The 17895-nt window shown below is 55.6% G+C and carries 19 protein-coding genes and 1 other RNA gene; 7 read left to right on the top strand and 13 right to left on the bottom strand.

What is annotated here, in order from left to right; genetic code table 11:
- Positions 1-29 precede the first annotated feature (29 nt).
- Both RTX30_RS09145 and RTX30_RS09140 read right to left on the bottom strand, forming a co-directional pair.
- Entirely contained in the window at positions 30-497 is a 468-nt protein-coding gene (locus RTX30_RS09145; RefSeq protein ID WP_312689050.1) for a hypothetical protein, read from the bottom strand.
- A 139-nt stretch (positions 498-636) separates the two neighbouring features.
- Entirely contained in the window at positions 637-1248 is a 612-nt protein-coding gene (locus RTX30_RS09140) for a hypothetical protein (protein WP_312689048.1), read from the bottom strand.
- Between the two features lie 84 nt (positions 1249-1332).
- Here RTX30_RS09140 and RTX30_RS09135 point away from each other — a divergent pair, with 84 nt between their 5' ends.
- Positions 1333-2754: a PLP-dependent aminotransferase family protein gene (locus RTX30_RS09135; protein WP_312689046.1), complete on the top strand. Its 1422-nt coding sequence runs from the start codon at positions 1333-1335 to the stop codon at positions 2752-2754.
- Between the two features lie 3 nt (positions 2755-2757).
- On the opposite strand, the gene RTX30_RS09130 is transcribed toward RTX30_RS09135, so the two are convergent.
- Positions 2758-3351, bottom strand: coding sequence for a hypothetical protein (locus RTX30_RS09130; RefSeq protein ID WP_312689045.1), 594 nt, complete (start codon positions 3349-3351; stop codon positions 2758-2760).
- A gap of 172 nt (positions 3352-3523) precedes the next feature.
- On the opposite strand from RTX30_RS09130, the gene RTX30_RS09125 reads away from it, so the two are divergent.
- Positions 3524-3934 (top strand): GFA family protein, encoded by a 411-nt coding sequence (locus RTX30_RS09125; protein WP_312689044.1) that lies wholly within the window; start codon positions 3524-3526, stop codon positions 3932-3934.
- Between the two features lie 18 nt (positions 3935-3952).
- On the opposite strand, the gene ffs is transcribed toward RTX30_RS09125, so the two are convergent.
- Positions 3953-4049, bottom strand: an RNA gene (gene ffs / locus RTX30_RS09120) — signal recognition particle sRNA small type.
- Positions 4050-4215: 166 nt separating this feature from the next.
- On the opposite strand from ffs, the gene RTX30_RS09115 reads away from it, so the two are divergent.
- On the top strand, positions 4216-4527 hold the full coding sequence (locus tag RTX30_RS09115; RefSeq protein WP_312689137.1) for an MGMT family protein: 312 nt from the start codon (positions 4216-4218) through the stop codon (positions 4525-4527).
- Positions 4528-4560: 33 nt separating this feature from the next.
- Here the strand turns inward: RTX30_RS09115 and RTX30_RS09110 are convergent, their stop codons facing one another.
- On the bottom strand, positions 4561-5130 hold the full coding sequence (locus RTX30_RS09110) for a YbaY family lipoprotein (protein ID WP_312689042.1): 570 nt from the start codon (positions 5128-5130) through the stop codon (positions 4561-4563).
- 217 nt (positions 5131-5347) lie between these two features.
- On the opposite strand from RTX30_RS09110, the gene tesB reads away from it, so the two are divergent.
- On the top strand, positions 5348-6208 hold the full coding sequence (gene tesB, locus RTX30_RS09105) for an acyl-CoA thioesterase II (RefSeq protein WP_312689040.1): 861 nt from the start codon (positions 5348-5350) through the stop codon (positions 6206-6208).
- 105 nt (positions 6209-6313) lie between these two features.
- Here the strand turns inward: tesB and amtB are convergent, their stop codons facing one another.
- The 5 genes from amtB to RTX30_RS09080 all read right to left on the bottom strand — a co-directional run bounded on the left by amtB (position 6314) and on the right by RTX30_RS09080 (position 12270).
- Positions 6314-7600 (bottom strand): ammonium transporter AmtB, encoded by a 1287-nt coding sequence (gene amtB, locus RTX30_RS09100; protein WP_312689038.1) that lies wholly within the window; start codon positions 7598-7600, stop codon positions 6314-6316.
- Positions 7601-7630: 30 nt separating this feature from the next.
- A complete protein-coding gene (gene glnK / locus RTX30_RS09095; RefSeq protein WP_002891893.1) occupies positions 7631-7969 on the bottom strand; it encodes a P-II family nitrogen regulator in 339 nt (112 codons plus the stop codon).
- A gap of 255 nt (positions 7970-8224) precedes the next feature.
- Entirely contained in the window at positions 8225-10003 is a 1779-nt protein-coding gene (locus RTX30_RS09090) for a SmdB family multidrug efflux ABC transporter permease/ATP-binding protein (RefSeq protein WP_312689036.1), read from the bottom strand.
- The gene (locus RTX30_RS09085) at positions 9996-11759 is read right to left on the bottom strand and encodes a SmdA family multidrug ABC transporter permease/ATP-binding protein (protein ID WP_312689034.1); all 1764 of its coding nucleotides are present in this window, start codon (positions 11757-11759) and stop codon (positions 9996-9998) included. The genes RTX30_RS09090 and RTX30_RS09085 overlap by 8 nt, the downstream gene beginning before the upstream one ends.
- A 52-nt stretch (positions 11760-11811) precedes the next feature.
- On the bottom strand, positions 11812-12270 hold the full coding sequence (locus RTX30_RS09080) for an Lrp/AsnC family transcriptional regulator (protein WP_312689032.1): 459 nt from the start codon (positions 12268-12270) through the stop codon (positions 11812-11814).
- 115 nt (positions 12271-12385) lie between these two features.
- On the opposite strand from RTX30_RS09080, the gene RTX30_RS09075 reads away from it, so the two are divergent.
- Positions 12386-13441, top strand: a complete 1056-nt coding sequence (locus tag RTX30_RS09075; protein WP_312689030.1) for a PLP-dependent cysteine synthase family protein — start codon at positions 12386-12388, stop codon at positions 13439-13441.
- A 56-nt stretch (positions 13442-13497) separates the two neighbouring features.
- On the opposite strand, the gene cof is transcribed toward RTX30_RS09075, so the two are convergent.
- Positions 13498-14316: an HMP-PP phosphatase gene (gene cof, locus RTX30_RS09070; protein WP_312689028.1), complete on the bottom strand. Its 819-nt coding sequence runs from the start codon at positions 14314-14316 to the stop codon at positions 13498-13500.
- 97 nt (positions 14317-14413) lie between these two features.
- On the opposite strand from cof, the gene RTX30_RS09065 reads away from it, so the two are divergent.
- Together RTX30_RS09065 and queC are read left to right on the top strand one after the other, a co-directional pair.
- Positions 14414-16129, top strand: a complete 1716-nt coding sequence (locus RTX30_RS09065; RefSeq protein ID WP_312689026.1) for an SgrR family transcriptional regulator — start codon at positions 14414-14416, stop codon at positions 16127-16129.
- 47 nt (positions 16130-16176) lie between these two features.
- On the top strand, positions 16177-16872 hold the full coding sequence (queC, locus tag RTX30_RS09060; protein WP_312689025.1) for a 7-cyano-7-deazaguanine synthase QueC: 696 nt from the start codon (positions 16177-16179) through the stop codon (positions 16870-16872).
- Positions 16873-16967: 95 nt separating this feature from the next.
- Here the strand turns inward: queC and RTX30_RS09055 are convergent, their stop codons facing one another.
- Complete coding sequence (locus RTX30_RS09055; protein WP_312689023.1) at positions 16968-17375, bottom strand: YbgC/FadM family acyl-CoA thioesterase; 408 nt, start codon at positions 17373-17375, stop codon at positions 16968-16970.
- A gap of 94 nt (positions 17376-17469) precedes the next feature.
- Positions 17470-17850: a helix-hairpin-helix domain-containing protein gene (locus tag RTX30_RS09050; protein WP_312689021.1), complete on the bottom strand. Its 381-nt coding sequence runs from the start codon at positions 17848-17850 to the stop codon at positions 17470-17472.
- Between the last annotated feature and the right edge of the window lie 45 nt (positions 17851-17895).

The raw sequence follows: 17895 nt of genomic DNA, 5'->3' as shown, positions 1-17895 counted from the left end.
CGTGTCGCTCCTTTATACAGGTATGCCTGTCAGTAGGTGTTACATACGGTCTGCCAGCCAATTTTATTACAGTAAGTGGTTTTTGGTGCGGCGTTCTGAATAGCCTGTAAAGATTGATTCAGTTGCTGCTGTTGCTGTAGCGCCAGCTGTTGTTGCTGATACGCCTGCTGCTGTTGCTGGCTGTGTTGAATGACGGAGACAGAAAAAGCGTCACACTGACTTTTTGTCGGCGGTGCTACGGCAGCGCGTGAGGTCATGTTCGCGAATGCGGACTGGTAGGCTTGTGGATCGTAGGCCCAGCTATTCAGAGCCTGAGCGGCAAAATTCTTCGCAGCGGCGGCAACCTGGAAATCCATATACCCCAGTTCAGCACATTTATTCGCGGCGACTTCTTGCGCAGCGATAAGTTGATAGTTCTGAACTGGAATGGTGCGTTTTTGTGCGGCGCAACCCACAAACAGGGTTGCTGCCATCACGATCAGAAAGGGATGTTTCACGTGGCGTGCCTTTTCGGGTAACTAGGAAAATTCTTAAGTCGTACCAGAATCCTTTATCTTTTCAGTAAAGTAAACCGCCCGCTTCACTACGAAATTTAGGGTCTGGACGCTAAGAAATGCACCGTGTTAAACGCACCTTCTAACGAACTGCTTCAGCTTGCGGCTCCGGCGTTGACTGCGGCTTTTGCTGAAACCATGGCAGGCAGATCTGGATCAGCGGGCCAATGGTCAGGGCGTACAACACCGTTCCCACCCCAACGGTACCGCCGAGTAACCAGCCAACCGACAGCACCGAAATCTCAATCGTGGTGCGAATACTCCGCACCGACCAGCCCGTGCGGGCATGAATGCCGGTCATCAGACCGTCACGCGGCCCGGCACCAAACCCGGCGCCAATATACATGCCGGTGGCAATGGCATTCACCACAATGGCTGCGGCCAGCAGCACGCTACGCGCTACCAGCGTATCGGGCTGCGGAAGCAACGACAACGCCGCATCGGCAGCGAGGCCAAGCACAATCACGTTACTGATCGTACCCAATCCGGGACGCTGACGAATCGGGATCCACAACAGCAGCACCAGCACGCCAGTGACGATCATTACCGTCCCGATATCCAGAGACAGCAGCTTCGCGACGCCCAAATGGAACACATTCCACGGATCGGCACCCAGATCCGCACGCACAAACATGGCAGTGGAAACACCGTAAAGGACTAAACCCATATAGAGTTGCAGTAATCGACGTAACATTCTCGTTCTCCGGCTGTTCAGGCTTTCATCTTTACCGGAAATGGCATTATGATTAATGTCCAGTTTTTAGAAAGTGGACTGCATATGTCATCCCGCCGATTTGGTAGCCAGTCACTACAGCGTCTGTTGGGGCACTGGCAACAACCCACTTCACGCACGCCGCTTTGGCGTCAGCTTGCAGATGCCCTGCGTTTGTTGATCCTTGATGGCCGACTGGCCGTGGACAGCCGTTTGCCAGGGGAACGGGAACTGGCTACCACACTTGCCGTGAGCCGTACGACCATCGCCAGCGCGCTGGCGCACCTGCGCGATGAGGGGTTTCTGGAAAGCCGACACGGCAGCGGCTCGCGTGTGATCCTGCCGCAGAGCGGCAGCGTCCCAACGCTCAGTACCGCGGGTAACGCACTGGACCTTTCTACTGCCGCACTCAGCGCCGGGCCGCATATTCACCAGGCGTATACCCATGCCCTCAATGCGATGGCCCCATGGCTTTCGCAAACCGGCTATGGTCAGCTCGGTGTGTTGCCGCTGCGTGAGGCCATTGCCGCACGGTATTGCGAGCGCGGTTTGCCGACGCACGCGGATGAGGTGATGATCGTCAATGGCGCGGTCAGCGGCCTGGCGCTGGTACTGCGCCTGCTCACCGGGCCTGGCGATCGCGTGGTGGTCGAAAACCCGACCTATCCGTTGGCGATCGCCGCGATCCAGGGCTCGTCGTGCAGACCGGTGGGGGTATCGCTCCCGCAAAATGGCTGGGACAGTGACGGCTTTGCCGCTACGCTGGCGCAAACCGCACCGCGGCTGGCCTATCTGATGCCGGATTTCCACAACCCGACCGGACGCTGCATGGATAGCGCGACGCGGGAAACCATCGCCGCTATTGCCGCCCGGACGCGTACCACGCTGGTGGTGGATGAAACCATGGTTGATCTTTGGTACGACGCCCCGCCACCCCCGCCGCTGGCCGCATTTGACGCGCAAGGCTCGGTGATCACACTGGGGTCGACAGGCAAAAGTTTTTGGGGAGGGTTGCGTTTGGGCTGGATCCGCGCCTCATCGCGCACTATCGCCGCACTCGTGCAGACTCGCGACACACTCGATCTGGGATCGCCGCTGCTGGAACAGCTGGCGACGCAGTGGCTGATGGAAAACGCGCAGACGTTTTTGCCGGATCACCGACGGGTACTGAAAACGCGTCGCGATCGCTGCGCCTTATTACTACGCGAGCACTTTCCGCAGTGGCAGTTTCAGATGCCTGAAGGCGGACTTTCCTTCTGGGTAGAATTGCCTGACAGGCTGGCCACACCGTTTGCTGCGCGGGCAGAAAGCACAGGCATTCACCTTGGGCCCGGCACGCGTTTTGGCCTGTCGGGCGCATTTGAACGCTATTTGCGAATGCCTTTTGCACTGGAGCCAACAACGCTTGAGCACGCATTGCTGCGGCTCAAGCCGCTGTGGATGGCGCTTAACCAGCATCACCCGCAGGTCAAACGGAGCGTGGTGTGACGATCATGGCGCAGGCGGTGTTAGGGGTTTAATCGCACTGTTTTCTACCCAGCCGATGGTGCTTTTACCGCTTTCGCTCACATACTCAATCTGCGTCCAGCCTGACTGGCTTTTCAGCACACCGACCACATCGCCCTGGACAATCCACGCTTTACGCCGCGTGGCGACATCCGGTGAGCTGCTTAAATAGACGCGCTCACCGGAGACTTCCATCATCGACGACCAGTGAGTCTGCCGCGTACTCTGCAGCTCCAGCCCCTCATCTATCAGCGGCACCATCACATTCATGCAGCCATCGTGAGTTTGCCCCTGCGGGATACGTAATATTACGCCTTTGTCCGTTGCGGTAAGGTGCCCCGGCAGCACGTCTGACGACCAACTGCGTATCTCCGCTTCCTGCGACGTGCCTGATTTCCCTGCCAGTGCAAATGCACAGGTACGCGTGACACCCTGGCCCATGGTTTCAGAATAGTAACCGGTGATATCTCCGGCGGGAGAAACAGCAAGCTGCAGCTCTTCATAGACCCCCGAATGCAAGGTGGCGGCATACGATGCGGTGGACATTGATAATGTTAATACCATCAGAAATTTACGCATTTCCCTTCCTGTTTATCCTGTGCTTTTTTGGTGAACAACGGCGGGCGAAAACGCCACGGCTAACCCTACCCGTTTTTTTTGCGCAGACAAAGCGCAACGCTGTTACAGCCTGGCGCAGCAGCATAAAAAGGCTAAGGTTGAAGCATCTGATGTTCACTAACCAGGAGAAACCATGTCAGAAAGGCTAAAGGCACAATGCCATTGCGGCGCAGTGGTATTTACCGTGCAACTGAGTGATGGGTTTAACACCGTGCGCCGCTGCAATTGTTCATTTTGCCGCATGCGTGGCGCGGTAGCGGTTTCTGCTCCGCTATCCGGAATACACATCATAAAGGGGCAGGAAAAATTAACCGAATATCGCTTTAATACGCAGCAGGCCGTGCACTATTTTTGCTCTGTCTGCGGTATTTACACCTTTCACCAGAGGCGGTCGAACCCGGATCAGTATGGTGTGAATGTCGCGTGTATTGAAGGCGTATCACCGTTTGATTTTTCTGAAGTGCCGGTCTCTGACGGGGTCAGCCACCCTTCAGACGGCGGTTGTCAGGGTACGGTGGGATATTTGCGCTATTCAGCTACGTGAAGCACAAATGGGTGGGGGCCCTGCCAGCTACATCCCGGCACACACGTCTTCTGCCCTGGCTGCTTCCTTCCGGACCTGACCTGGTGAACAGAGTAGCGTTGCGGGAGAACCAACAGAGCCCCCATTGAGAGCGTTGTTAACCAACGCGCTGGCGCATTATCCCTATCCGGGGTGGCAAATGCAAGCCGCGCCCGGACGGATGCTGGTTTCTTGCACAATCCGCACTTCACAGCCTGCGTAACGCTGTTTATGCTGCACCTTCTTCCCTTCAGGAACCGATGATGGATAACGAAGATTCCTTTCCTCAACGCGTCTGGCAAATTGTTGCTGCCATACCGGAAGGCTACGTCACGACTTATGGCGACGTGGCGCGTCTGGCGGGTTCGCCGCGAGCAGCGAGACAAGTTGGCGGCGTACTTAAACGTTTACCCGAAGGCAGCACGCTGCCGTGGCACCGTGTGGTGAACCGCCATGGTTGCATTTCACTAACGGGACCGGATCTGCTGCGTCAACGCCAGGCATTACTGACCGAGGGTGTCATCGTGTCGGGAAGTGGGCAAATCGATATGCAGCGCTATCGCTGGCAGTTTTGACGGCTCCTCTCCAAAGGAGAGGAGCACGGGGGATTAATACTGAGTCGGTGCCGGCGTGGCTTCAGACGGGTTTACCTGCGTCGGTGACGTCGAGGGTACCGTGGTCGCCGCACCGCCGCTCTGCTGCAAAGGCACTGCGGTTTGCTGTACGGGCACCAGCGTCAGGTCAACTTTGGTACCGCCCTGGTTGATCACCGGTTTCACGGTATCGGTAATAAACACGATTTTATCGTCAACCGTGATGGCCGCACTCAGCAAAATACGGGCATTCGGCTGGACGTCCGCCGGGTTAAACGGCAGCACGAAGCTGAAAGGTGCCTGTTTGCCTTCTGTGCGCACCGCTTTCTGTGCAATCACTTTGGACGGGGCATCGGCCTGCGACGCATCGGAAACGGTGACAGTAAGTACGGCGTCCGGCGGCAGCGCCACTTTCTGGCGGATCCAAACCGAACCAGAAACATTAGGCTGAGTAATGGCCGGTTTATTGGTCGCCGCTGGCGCGTTCGGATTCGGTGCAGGTGTAGGAATATCCCCGCCGCGTTGGGCGCAGGCAGACAGTGCAACAGCCACTGCTAAACCACTTAACATGTGCACGAGTTTCATTGAGTTCTCCTTATCTTCAATGCACCGGCAGGATCACCCCTGCCAGCATGTGTGTGGTTAAACCATCGTAACGAGAACAAGTGTGGCACATATCCGCGATTTCTTCCTGTAAACCCCCTTCTATTCAGATTATTGCACCCATCGGACCACTTTCATTTCCAGGTTATAATCAACCTGTCATTCGCTTTGTCGGCTGTTATTTATGTTGAGGAAATCTATGAGTCAAGCGCTTACTAATCTGCTGGCATTATTAAATCTGGAAAAGATTGAAGAAGGTCTGTTCCGTGGGCAGAGCGAAGATTTAGGCCTGCGCCAGGTGTTTGGCGGCCAGGTTGTGGGGCAAGCACTGTATGCAGCAAAAGAGACGGTCCCGGTCGATCGTCTGGTTCACTCTTTTCACAGTTACTTTCTGCGTCCGGGCGACAGTCAGAAACCAATTGTTTACGATGTGGAAGTCCTGCGGGATGGCAACAGCTTTAGCGCCCGTCGCGTTGCTGCTGTGCAAAACGGTAAGCCTATTTTCTATATGACGGCCTCTTTCCAGGCACCCGAGCCGGGGTATGAACATCAAAAAACCATGCCACCTGCCCCGTCACCCGATTCACTGAAGTCGGAAACCGAAATCGCCCGCGATCTCTCACATTTGCTGCCGCCTGTGGTCAAAGAGAAGTTCATCAGCGACAAACCGCTGGAGATCCGCCCGGTAGAGTTTCATAACCCGTTAAAAGGCCATGTGGCTGAACCGACGCGCCAGGTGTGGATCCGCGCCAATGGCCTGGTACCGGAAGATTTTCGCGTGCACCAGTACCTGCTGGGCTACGCGTCTGACTTCAACTTTCTGCCGGTTGCTTTACAGCCGCACGGCGTGGGTTTTCTGGAGCGCGGTATGCAAGTGGCAACTATCGACCACTCGATGTGGTTCCATCGTCCGTTCAATATCAACGAATGGCTGCTCTACAGCGTGGAAAGCACCTCGGCATCCAGCGCGCGCGGCTTTGTGCGCGGTGAGTTCTACACCCAGGACGGTGTGCTGGTCGCCTCGACTGTGCAGGAAGGGGTAATGCGTAACCGTAACTGACACCACTGTGGGCAATCATGTCACCCTTGCTAGCAGGGGTGTGGCAGAGAAAGAAAAGCCTCCCGAAGGGAGGCTTTTTTATGCTCAGGAGATAACGCAATGCATTCAGGCGTTGTAGGCGTTTTCGCCGTGGCTGTTCACATCCAGCCCTTCACGTTCTTGCTCTTCCGGTACGCGCAGGCCCACGGTCATATCAGCCAGTTTGTAACCGATAAAGGCCACCACACCCGACCACACGATAGTGATCGCGATACTTTCCAGTTGCACCAGCAACTGGTGGCCCATGGTTACGCCAGCGGCGAAGCCTACACCACCAAGCGAGGTTGAGGCGAAAATCCCGGTCAGAATACAGCCCACGATGCCACAGACGCCGTGCACACCGAAGACGTCGCACGGGTCATCAACACGCAGGATACGCTTCAGAGCTGTGACACCCCACAAGCCCGCCAGACCAGCGATCAGACCAATAATCAGCGCGCCGCCAACACCGACATAACCGCAAGCCGGGGTAATGCCAACCAGACCGGCAATCGCACCAGAACAGGCACCGAGCAGCGAAGGTTTACCACGCATAGCCCACTCGCCAAACACCCAGGAGAGGATCGCCGCCGCGGTCGCCACGACGGTATTCACAAAGGCCAGCGCTGCGATTTCGTTAGCAGAGCTTGCGGAACCGGCGTTAAAACCGAACCAGCCGACATAGAGGATTGCCGTGCCGGTGAAGACCATCGGCAGGTTGTGCGGTTTGAAGGCTTCTTTGCCAAAACCGACACGTTTACCAATCAGGTAGGCACCGACCAGCCCGGCGATCGCGGCGTTAATGTGGACAACCGTACCGCCCGCGAAATCGAGTGCGCCATGGGTTGCCAGCAAACCACCGCCCCAGACCATATGCGCAATCGGTACATAAGAGAGCGTCAGCCATACCACCACGAAAATAAGCACCGCAGAGAAACGAATACGTTCCGCCAGCGCGCCCACGATCAGGCCGACCGTAATGCAGGCAAAAGAGCCCTGGAAGGCAACATGAATGTACTGATAGATGCTACCCATCACGGCGGTCAGTTCGATATTTTTCAACATCGCCCAGTTAAAGCTGCCGAAGAAGCTGTTGCCTTCGCCGAAAGCCAGCGAATAGCCATACACCACCCACAGAATGCACACCAGCGCGAACGTTACCGCAACCTGCGTCAGCATAGAGAGGACGTTTTTACCGCGGATCAGGCCGCCGTAAAACAGCGCAATGCCAGGGATTGTCATAAACAGCACCAGTGCGGTGCAGATCATCATAAAGCCGTTATCCGCTTTGTCTGCAACGGCCGGGGCCGCCAGAGCCAGACCTGGCAGCAAGGCCAGTGAAGCGAGCGTTGTTTTTAGTGTTGTGTTCTTCATTTTTCCATCCCTATCACTGTGTGCCAGGTATTACAGGGCCGCTTCGTCGGCTTCGCCGGTACGAATACGAATGACGCGTTGCAGCTCGGCAACGAAAATTTTGCCGTCGCCAATTTTTCCGGTGTAGGCCGCTTTACTGATGACATCGATAACCTCATCGAGCTGATCATCAGCAATTGCCACATCAATTTTCACTTTCGGCAGGAAATTGACGCTATATTCCGCACCGCGGTACAACTCGGCATGACCTTTCTGACGGCCAAAACCTTTCACTTCCGTCACGGTCAGCCCCTGAATACCAATTGAAGACAGTGCTTCACGAACGTCTTCGAGTTTGAATGGTTTAATCACCACGGTAACCAGCTTCATACATCCCCCTCCAGTCGAATTCGATAATGGCCGCAGCTAATACGCAATAGACTTTGCAAGCGGTGTGCCAAAAATCAAAACAGAGAGGATTTCAGCTTATTAGCGCGTGTAGCCAGAGAAAAGGCGATAAGGGGGAATGAGAGGTTGCCGCTCGGAATGTTCCTGGTCAGAAATAACGCACCATGATAGTGCATGGTGCGTTATTTTTTTGCACCAACAGCGATGACTGTCACAGGTGCGCTTACTTTTGGTGCATCAGGCGGTAAGAGACTCTTCCCTGGCGCTGGCCGCCAGCTCTTCGCCCGCCAGTTGTAATTGATACATTTGCCAGTAGCGCCCTTTCGCTTCAAGCAGTTGCTGATGCGTACCCCGTTCTACCGCCTGCCCGCGGTGCAGCACCAAAATGGTTTCGGCCTCGACAATAGTCGACAACCGGTGCGCAATGACCACCAGGGTAGTCTTTTCACGCACTGCCGCCAGTGCATGCTGGATCGCCTGCTCGGTACCCGAGTCGATATTCGCCGTGGCTTCATCGAGGATCAGGATCTGTGGCGTTTCCACCAGCACCCGCGCCAGCGCCAGTAACTGCTTCTGCCCCACAGACAGGTTATTGCCCTGCTCACCCAGCCGGGTATGAATACCTTCGCTCATTCCGCGCGCCAGTTCCGCCAGTTGCACCACTTCCAGCGCATGCCAAACCTGCGCTTCGCTGATATCACGGCCCAGCGTCACATTGGCAAAAAAGCTGTCTGCCAGTACCACCGGATCCTGCTGCACCATCGCAACGCCTTTACGCAACGTGCTGTGGCTCAGCGCGGCCAGCGGGCGCCCGTCGAGGCGGATCTCCCCTTGCGTTAAGGGATAGTAGCCCATCAGCAGGCTGGCCAGCGTGCTCTTACCGCTACCGGTGTGCCCGACCAGCGCAACAAAGCTACGCGGCTCCACATGCAACGAAATGTCCTGCAATACCAGTTGATCTTCACGGTAGGCAAACGAGACATTGTCGATGTCAATAGCGCCGCTGCGCAAGGGCGTCTCGTCTTCGCCGTAAGACTGGCGCGGACGATCCATCAGCTCGAACACGCGTTCACCGGCAACCACTGCCTGCTGCAACATCGACTGCTGGGTAGTCAGTTCGATCAAGGGCTCATTCAGACGGCCAAGGTAACTGATAAAGGCATAGAGCACTCCGACTTCTACCGTACCAACGGTAGAAAAACCAAACAGCATGAGCAAGCCACACAGCACCAGCGCAGAGAAAAGGCTCAGCAGCGGGCGCAGTAAAAAACCATCCAGCCGCAGGGTTTGCATCCGCGCCATATAGTGCGAACGGCTGGCCTCGCCGAGTTGCTCGCCAAAGCGGGCCTGTTGGCGGAACTGCTGGATCACGCTCATGCCGTTAATGATTTCGTTAAAGCCATCATTGATATCGGCAAGGTAAGCGCGCATTCTCCGCACAATCGGCGTGCTGTAACGCTGGTAAATCAGCATAACAATCAGCACCGCCGGGAAGATCGCCATCGCCACCAGCGCCATGCGCCAGTCGAGGCTGAACATCGCCACCAGCATCGCGCCAATCAGCGCCGCGCTGCGCAACACCGTTGCCACCACCGTCACGTAGAGATCGCGGATCACTTCCGTATCGTTCGTCACGCGGGAGATAATTTGCCCGACCGGCTGAACATCGAACTCGCTTAAGGGCTGACGCAGCGCGGCATCCATCACGTCAGTCCGCAATTGTTGCACCACACCCACTGCTGCCTGGTTGAACAACAGCGACTGGGAATAGTGCAGCAGTGCCGCCAGAAATTGCAGACCGACGTAAACAGCCGCCAGCCCGGCAACCAGCGCAAGCGGCAGGTTATTTTTTGCCACCATATTGTCGATAAAGTAGCTTATCAGCGCCGGCCCGGAGACCTCCGCGGCTGCCGCGACCCACAACATCACCACGGCTTTCGCCAGCGGTTTACGCCACGGCGAACCGTACTTAAGCAGACGTTTGAGGGTGGGCCACTGCTTACCAAAATTACGCATCGACGGCCTCCTCCGGTACATCATTTAACGCAGCTTCCAGCTGCTGGTAGCGATACATATCGCGATACCAGCCGGGCTGGCGCGCCAGTTGCTCATGCTGGCCGCGCTGGGCAATATGCCCATGCTGCATGACAAGGATTTCGCTGGCTTCCGTCAGCGCCGACAAACGGTGTGCGCTGATGATCACCGTGCGTCCTTCCCCCCACTGGCGAAGGTTATGCAGAATTTGGTGTTCGGTGCGTCCGTCAACCGCAGAGAGCGCATCATCAAGGATTAAAATCTCGGCATTCAGCAACAGGGCGCGGGCAATGGAAATACGCTGTTTCTGCCCGCCGGAGAGCATCACACCGCGTTCGCCGACTTCGGTCGCATAGCCTTGCGGCAGGCGCAGAATATCCTCATGCACGCTGGCCAGCCGCGCCACATGTTCGATCTCTTCCTGCGTGGCACCGGGTTTGCCCAGCGCGATGTTGGCGGCGACAGAGTCAGAAAACAGAAACGGCGTCTGGTTTACTACCGCCAGGCGGCTGCGCCATGCATCCAGTTTCAGCTGCGGCAGCGGCGTCTCGTGAAAACGGATCTCGCCCTCGGTGACATCAAAATGACGTTGGATCAAAGACAGCAGCGTACTTTTCCCTGCGCCAGTTGGCCCACAAATCCCCAGCATCTGACCTGGTGCGAGCACCGTACTGACGTTGTTCAGCGTCGCATTTTCACTTTGCGGGTAGCGGAACTCGCGGATGGCAATCGTCAGGTTGCCGCGCCCTTCCGGCACGGGTTCGCTGCCGTCCGTCACTACCGGCAGCTCCGCCAGCATGTCACGGATCCGGCTGTAAGCTGCGCTACCGCGTTCAACGATGTTGAACATCCAGGCTAGCGCCAGCATCGGCCAGATCATCAGGCCGAGGTACATTGCAAAACTGGTCAGTTGCCCGAGGGTCAAACTCCCGTGCACCACCATCCAGCTCCCACCGCCAATCGCCAGCATATTGGCCATGCCAATGGCAATATAAATAGTCGGATCGAAGCGCGCATCGACCCGTGCCACACGCATGTTTTTTGCCCCGGTATCCGCCGCCTCGCTGGCAAACAGCGCTGACTGACGATCCTCCAGACCAAAAGCTTTGATCATACGAATGCTGGTCATGCTCTCCTGCGTGCGATCGTTTAGGGCGGAAAACGCCGCCTGCGCGAGCTTAAAGCGCTGGTGCAGCTGATCGCCGTAGCGTTTGATTACCACCGCCATAATCGGCATTGGCAGCAACGACAGCAGCGTCAATTGCCAGCTGATTTGCGTCGACATCACCACCAGCACTACACAGCCCATCACCAGCGAATCCACCAGCGTCAGCACCCCTTCGCCCGCCGCGAACACCACCCGGTCAACGTCATTGGTGGCCCGTGCCATTAAATCACCAGTACGGTGGCGTAGATAGAACTCAGGGTGCTGACGGCTGAGCTGGCGGTAGAAATCCTCTCGCAGCTCAACGGCAAGTTGATAGGAGGCACCGAACAGCCAGACGCGCCAGACATAGCGCAACAGGTAGGTGATCACCGCAACAGCGACCAGTAAGCCTACCCACATCCACACCTGTTGTGTGGTGTACTGATTTTTAGTGACGCCATCGACAACAATCCCCACGACTTTCGGTGGGATAAGTTGCAAGATAGCAATGATGATAAGTAAGGCTACTGCGCCGAGATAGCGTCGCCATTCCCGGCGAAAATACCAGCCTAACTGAGCAAATAATCGCACGCGGTTACATCCTGAACGTGATTTTCCGGCTGTCGGTTTACAGCCTGGAGGGTTATTCAATGGGCAAAGCCGTGGTGTATTTTATCTGTTCCATGGCGAAGCTAGAAGTGACATCTGACAGCCCCGGGACGCTATTCACCAGCTTCTTGTAGAAGTCGTCATAGCGTTTCATATCCGCGACCTGTACCCGCAACAGGTAATCATACTCCCCTGCCATACGCCAGAAGCCCAGCACCTCCGGCATTTGCGTTACTTCACTGACAAAGCGGCAATACCAGTCGCTGCTGTGATGCTGGGTTTTGATCAGCACAAACGCCGTCAGATTTAAACCCAGTTTTTCCGCATCCAGCACCGCCACCCGACCGAGCACAATCCCGTCGTCTTCCAGACGCTTAAGACGCTTCCAGCAGGGTGTGGTGGTCAGATTAACGGCATCTGCCAGCGCCTGCAAAGAGAGTGAGCAATCTTGTTGCAACAGGGAAAGCAGCTTACGGTCAATTTTATCTAACATCCCTCACTCCTGGAGAAAATATTTCTCTTTTTAGTCTATATCAAAGGCTAAATGGCAACCCTTTTTTCTTTCGCTTTCGCTAGACTGGGCACAAAATGACAAACGGAAAAGCACCATGAACAGCAGTTGGGTTAAATACGCCATTAATGAGATTAACGCCGATGCACAACGCTCAGCGGATACACATCTGATCCGCCTGACGCTGCCAGCATTTCCGGGAATTAACCTTTATCTGAAAGATGAAAGTACCCATCCGACCGGCAGCCTGAAGCACCGCCTGGCGCGTTCGCTGTTCCTGTATGGCTTGTGTAATGGCTGGATCAAAGAAGGCACAACGATTATAGAAGCTTCTTCCGGATCTACCGCCGTTTCAGAAGCATGGTTTGCCCGTCTGCTGGGTTTGCCCTTTATTGCGGTTATGCCGTACTGCACGGCGAAGCGCAAAGTTGAACAAATTGAGTTTTACGGTGGTCGCTGCCACTTTGTTGACAGCGCGTGTGAAATCTACGCCGAATCTGAGCGCCTGGCGAAAGAGCTGAATGGCCATTATATGGATCAATTTACCTTCGCAGAACGCGCTACCGACTGGCGCGGCAATAACAACATTGCCGATAGCATCTTCCGGCAGATGAAAAACGAACCGCACCCGGTGCCGGATCACATTGTGATGAGCGCCGGTACCGGCGGCACCTCCGCCACAATTGGCCGCTATATTCGCAGCCAGGGCTATAGTACGCAGTTGATGGTCGTCGATCCGGAAAACTCCGTGTTTCTCGACTACTGGCAGCAACGTGACGCCAGCCTGCGTAGCCCGGTGGGTAGCAAAATCGAAGGGATCGGCCGCCCGCGTGTCGAACCTTCTTTTATTGCCGATGTGGTAGATGAAATGCTTCGCGTACCGGATGCAGTCAGCGTTGCGACCGCACAATGGCTGGAGACGCAGTTGGGACGAAAAGTGGGGGCATCTACCGGTACCAATATGTGGGGTGCGCTGCAGCTTGCCGCACGCATGCGTGATGAAGGGCGCAGCGGCTCGATTGTGACCTTACTGTGCGACAGCGGCGAGCGTTACCTTGATACTTACTATAACCCGCAGTGGGTTGCGGCCAACTTCGGCGATATTACGCCGTGGCAGGCGGAAATTGCTGCGCTGGCCCGCCCGCAAGGGTAAGGCGCCAAAAGAAAAAAGCCGGGCTGAAACAGCCCGGCTTGCTGGAAATATCGTCGTCATTCGGGGGAATAAGGAAGATTAGGTGTGTCCAGCCAGTGAGTTAAAAAGTGCGACACCGCCTGATCGCGGCAGTGCCCGATAACCGGTAAAGAGGGTAATGCCTCCAAAAGTTGCGGCATCGCGTTGCCCATAATCATGCCGTAGCCCACGCTTTCCAGCATCTCTCTGTCATTCATTGCATCACCAAACGCCATGCAATCCTGCAACGTAAGGCCCAGCGATGCACTGAGTACGGCCAATGCCGATCCTTTATTGCAGCCCACCGGCAGCACTTCCAGGCAGTCAGTCGCTGAGAAACACAAGTGTGCGCGGTTTCCCAGGGCTTCATTAAGCTGAATACGCAACCGGCAGAGATCCTCATGCACGCCAACAAAACCGATCTTGGTGACTTCATGCGCCGAGAGGCGTTTAAGATCCGCCAGATGATAGGTAAAACCGCTTTGCAGATGCGCTTCCAGCAGATCGGGCAGCGCTTTGTCCGTCAGCCAGCCGGCATCATTAAACACATGTATCGTCGCCTGCGTCTCCCATTTGCTGTGCAGCACAAGATCGGCGACTGCCGGTTCGAGATCCTGGCGATAAAGCACCTCACCTTCACGGGAGTGGATACGGGTACCGTTACCGGTGATAAGGAAGACATCCAGTTCAAAATGCCGGGTAAGCTGACGCATCTCCAGTGCATGCCGCCCGGTGGCAAAGGCGAGCGTAATATCGCGTTCGCGCAGACGCCGTAACGTCGACAGCGTTTTCTCGCCTAAGCGATGGTCGGGCATAAGCAATGTGCCATCCATGTCAAATGCAGCCAGACGCGCCATGTTTCTTCTCCGGTTGTGAGAGGTTCAGTTGCTATTCAGTATTGCCTGATATATACGGAAGTAATACTGAATAGATAAAAATTTTTGTTCCGGGTTTATGCGACGCCTTAACCGACTCAATCAGTACCAGCGGCTGTGGCAAACTTCCGCTGGCGAAGACCAATCTGTGAGTGTGACGGCACTCGCCTCGCGTTGTTTTTGTAGCGAGCGGCATATGCGCACGCTGTTGCGCCAGATGCAGGCCTCTGGCTGGTTAAGCTGGGAGGCGCAATCCGGGCGGGGAAAACGTGGCAACTTGCATTTCCATGTTGCGCCGGACTCCCTGCGCAGCCGTATGCTGGAGGAGGCGCTGAATACCGGGCAACAACAGAATGCGCTGGCGCTGGCACAGCTTGATGCGGATGACCTGCGCGCATTGCTGAACCCATTCCTTGGCGGGTTATGGCAAAACGAAACCCCCACGTTGCGTATTCCCTATTACCGCCCGCTGGAGCCGCTGGTACCGGGTTTCCTGCCGGGGCGAGCGGAACAACATCTGGCCGGGCAGATCTTCAGTGGCTTAACGCGTTTTATTACACGCAGCTTTTTGCCTCAGGGTGACCTGGCGCACCACTGGGATGTCAGTCAGGATGCGCTGCAATGGCGTTTTCATTTGCATGCCACACTCCACTGGCATAACGGCGATGCCGTCACCGCCGGGCAGTTGCAAACGCGCCTGCTAATGCTGCTCGATCTGCCGGCACTGCGTAAACTTTTCGCCAGTGTGGCACGTATTGAAGTCAGCCATCCCTGGTGCCTGACCTTTATGCTGTACCGCCCGGATTACTGGCTGGCTCACCGGCTCGCCAGCTACGGTAGCCGTCTGGCACATCCGCAGCAGCCACTGGTGGGAACCGGGGCTTTTCGCCTGGTGACATTCAGCCGGGAGCTGGTGCGGCTGGAAAGTCACGAGCACTATCATTTGGGCCACCCCTTATTGAAAGCCGTGGAGTACTGGATCACCCCGCAACTGTTTGAGCAGAATTTGGGGACCAGTTGCCGCCACCCGGTGCAAATCGCCATTGGTCAGGCGGATGAACTGCAGCATTTGCAGCCAGTCGGCAACAGCATTAGCCTTGGCTTCTGTTATTTTGCCCAGCGCCCCGGCGCACGGCTCAGCCCGGCACAATCACGCCGCCTGGTCCAGATCATTCACGATACATCGCTACTCCAGACGCTGCCGCTGGATGAAAACTTGATCAATCCGACCCGAGAACTCCTGCCTGGATGGGCAATGCCGGACTGGCCGCAGCAGAATGTTCCGTTGCCCGAGAAGCTGACACTGCTCTATCACTTACCGGTTGAACTGCACGCTATGGCGGAGCAACTGAAGCGTTATCTGGCAATGCTTGGTTGCGAATTAACGGTCATCTTCCATGATGGCAAAAACTGGGAAGGCTGTACGCAACTGGCCACTGCCGACTTGATGATGGGCGACAGGCTGATTGGCGAAGCGCCGGAGTATACGCTGGAACAGTGGCTGCGCTGCGATCCCCTCTGGCCAAATTTATTGGCAGCACCGCAATATGCTCATTTACAAGCCACGCTGGATGAGGTTCAGCGTCAGCCCGATCAGTGCCAGCGGAATGCAGCGTTACAGGACGTGTTTGATAATTTGATGCATGCCGCGACCCTCACGCCGCTGTTTAATTACCAGTATCGTATTAGCGCGCCGCCTGGCGTAGAAGGGATCGAACTGAACACACGCGGCTGGTTTGATTTTACCGAAGCCTGGTTGCCAGCCCCTCGCGCTGAAGAAGCTGGTCGCTGTTGACGGCTCGCGCTAACATAGCGCTTTATTTGCGATTGTCAGGAAGAATTATGAAACGTGCCGTTGTGGTATTTAGTGGCGGACAAGACTCCACAACCTGCCTTGTTCAGGCGTTACAGCAGTATGATGAAGTTCACTGCGTCACTTTTGATTACGGGCAACGCCATCGCGCCGAAATCGATGTTGCGCGCGAACTGGCGCTGACGCTGGGCGCACGGGCCCATAAAGTACTGGATGTGACCCTGCTGAATGAACTGGCAGTGAGCAGCCTGACCCGTGACAGCATTCCGGTACCGGACTACGAGCCTGACGCAACCGGTATTCCAAACACCTTTGTACCAGGCCGCAATATCCTGTTTCTGACGCTGGCTTCGGTGTATGCCTACCAGGTGCAGGCTGAAGCGGTGATCACGGGTGTATGTGAAACCGATTTTTCAGGCTATCCGGACTGCCGCGATGAGTTTGTGAAAGCACTTAATCACGCGGTCACGCTTGGTCTGGCGAAAGATATCCGTTTTGAAACACCACTGATGTGGATCGATAAAGCTGAAACCTGGGCGCTGGCCGATTACTGGGGCAAGCTCGATCTGGTGCGCCGTGAAACGCTGACGTGCTATAACGGCATTAAAGGTGACGGATGCGGCCACTGTGCGGCCTGTAACCTGCGTGCTAACGGGTTACAGCACTATCTGGCGGATAAAACCGGCGTAATGGCGGCAATGAAGCATAAGACCGGGCTCAAATAAGCCAACAGACAGTACCGGTAAACAGAGCGCCGCCTCAGCAGGTTGCTGGTGGCGCTCAGGTTTAGGAGCCTGCGGTATGTAACCCGGATTTATTATTAATCCCCTTCGCGGATCATCTTCTCCAGTTTCTCCCGCAGTTCACCTTCCAGCGCCAGCGCTTTTTGCGTTCGCAAATCAATACACACAAACGTAACCAGTGCGTCGGCCACGACCTCTCCTTCAGGGTTCAATGTCACTATCTGGCTGAGCACGCCACTTTTACTGTTGATTTGCTGTACGTGACTGGTCACCGTCAGTACATCACCTAGTACGGCCGGTCGCCGATAGTTAATATTAATGTTAACCACCACGAAGGCGATGTGATTAGCGGTCATCCACTTAAAACTGTCATTATTTTCAAGCCCATCCCAGCGGGCTTCTTCAAGAAACTCAAGATAGCGGGCATTGTTCACATGCTGGTATACATCGAGATGGAAACCACGAACTTTGATTTGAGTCTGCATAGCGCTTTAACCTTTACCGTTATTGTTATAGAGACAGAGGTCATACTGGTATGACCTCTTTATTCTGGCAAAGATTAGCGACTACGCAAGCGCCTTACAATTTCAGAGACGACAGATTGCGTTCCACCAGCGCGCTCCCCATTCCCGGCACCTGCTTTAAATCCTCCAGAGTTTTAAACGGGCCGTACTCCTCCCGGTAACTGACAATGGCCTGGGCTTTCTTCAGACCGACACCGTTCATCACCTTTGCCAGTTCGGCAGCAGTTGCGTTATTGATGCTGATCCGGGTACCACCCTCTTCGTCTGCCGTTTTTACCCCCTCTGTTGCTTTGCTCTGGGCCGACGACGTTGCTTCACTTTTGCTCTGCATCAACGGCGGTTTTGCGCCAGCCGTGGGGGCTGCATGCGCGCTGTAACTTAACGCTGAACAGGCAACGGTGAGAGTAATTAAGAGTGCTTTAATTCCATGTTTCATTCTGTTTCTCCTTTATGTTCAACAGCAAAGCCACAATATCCAGGC

Source organism: Kosakonia sp., from assembly GCF_032052965.1.
In the GTDB taxonomy this organism is placed as follows: Bacteria; Pseudomonadota; Gammaproteobacteria; order Enterobacterales; family Enterobacteriaceae; genus Kosakonia.
Note: the sequence above shows the minus strand (reverse complement) of the source record. Positions and strands in the feature narration are given on the sequence as shown.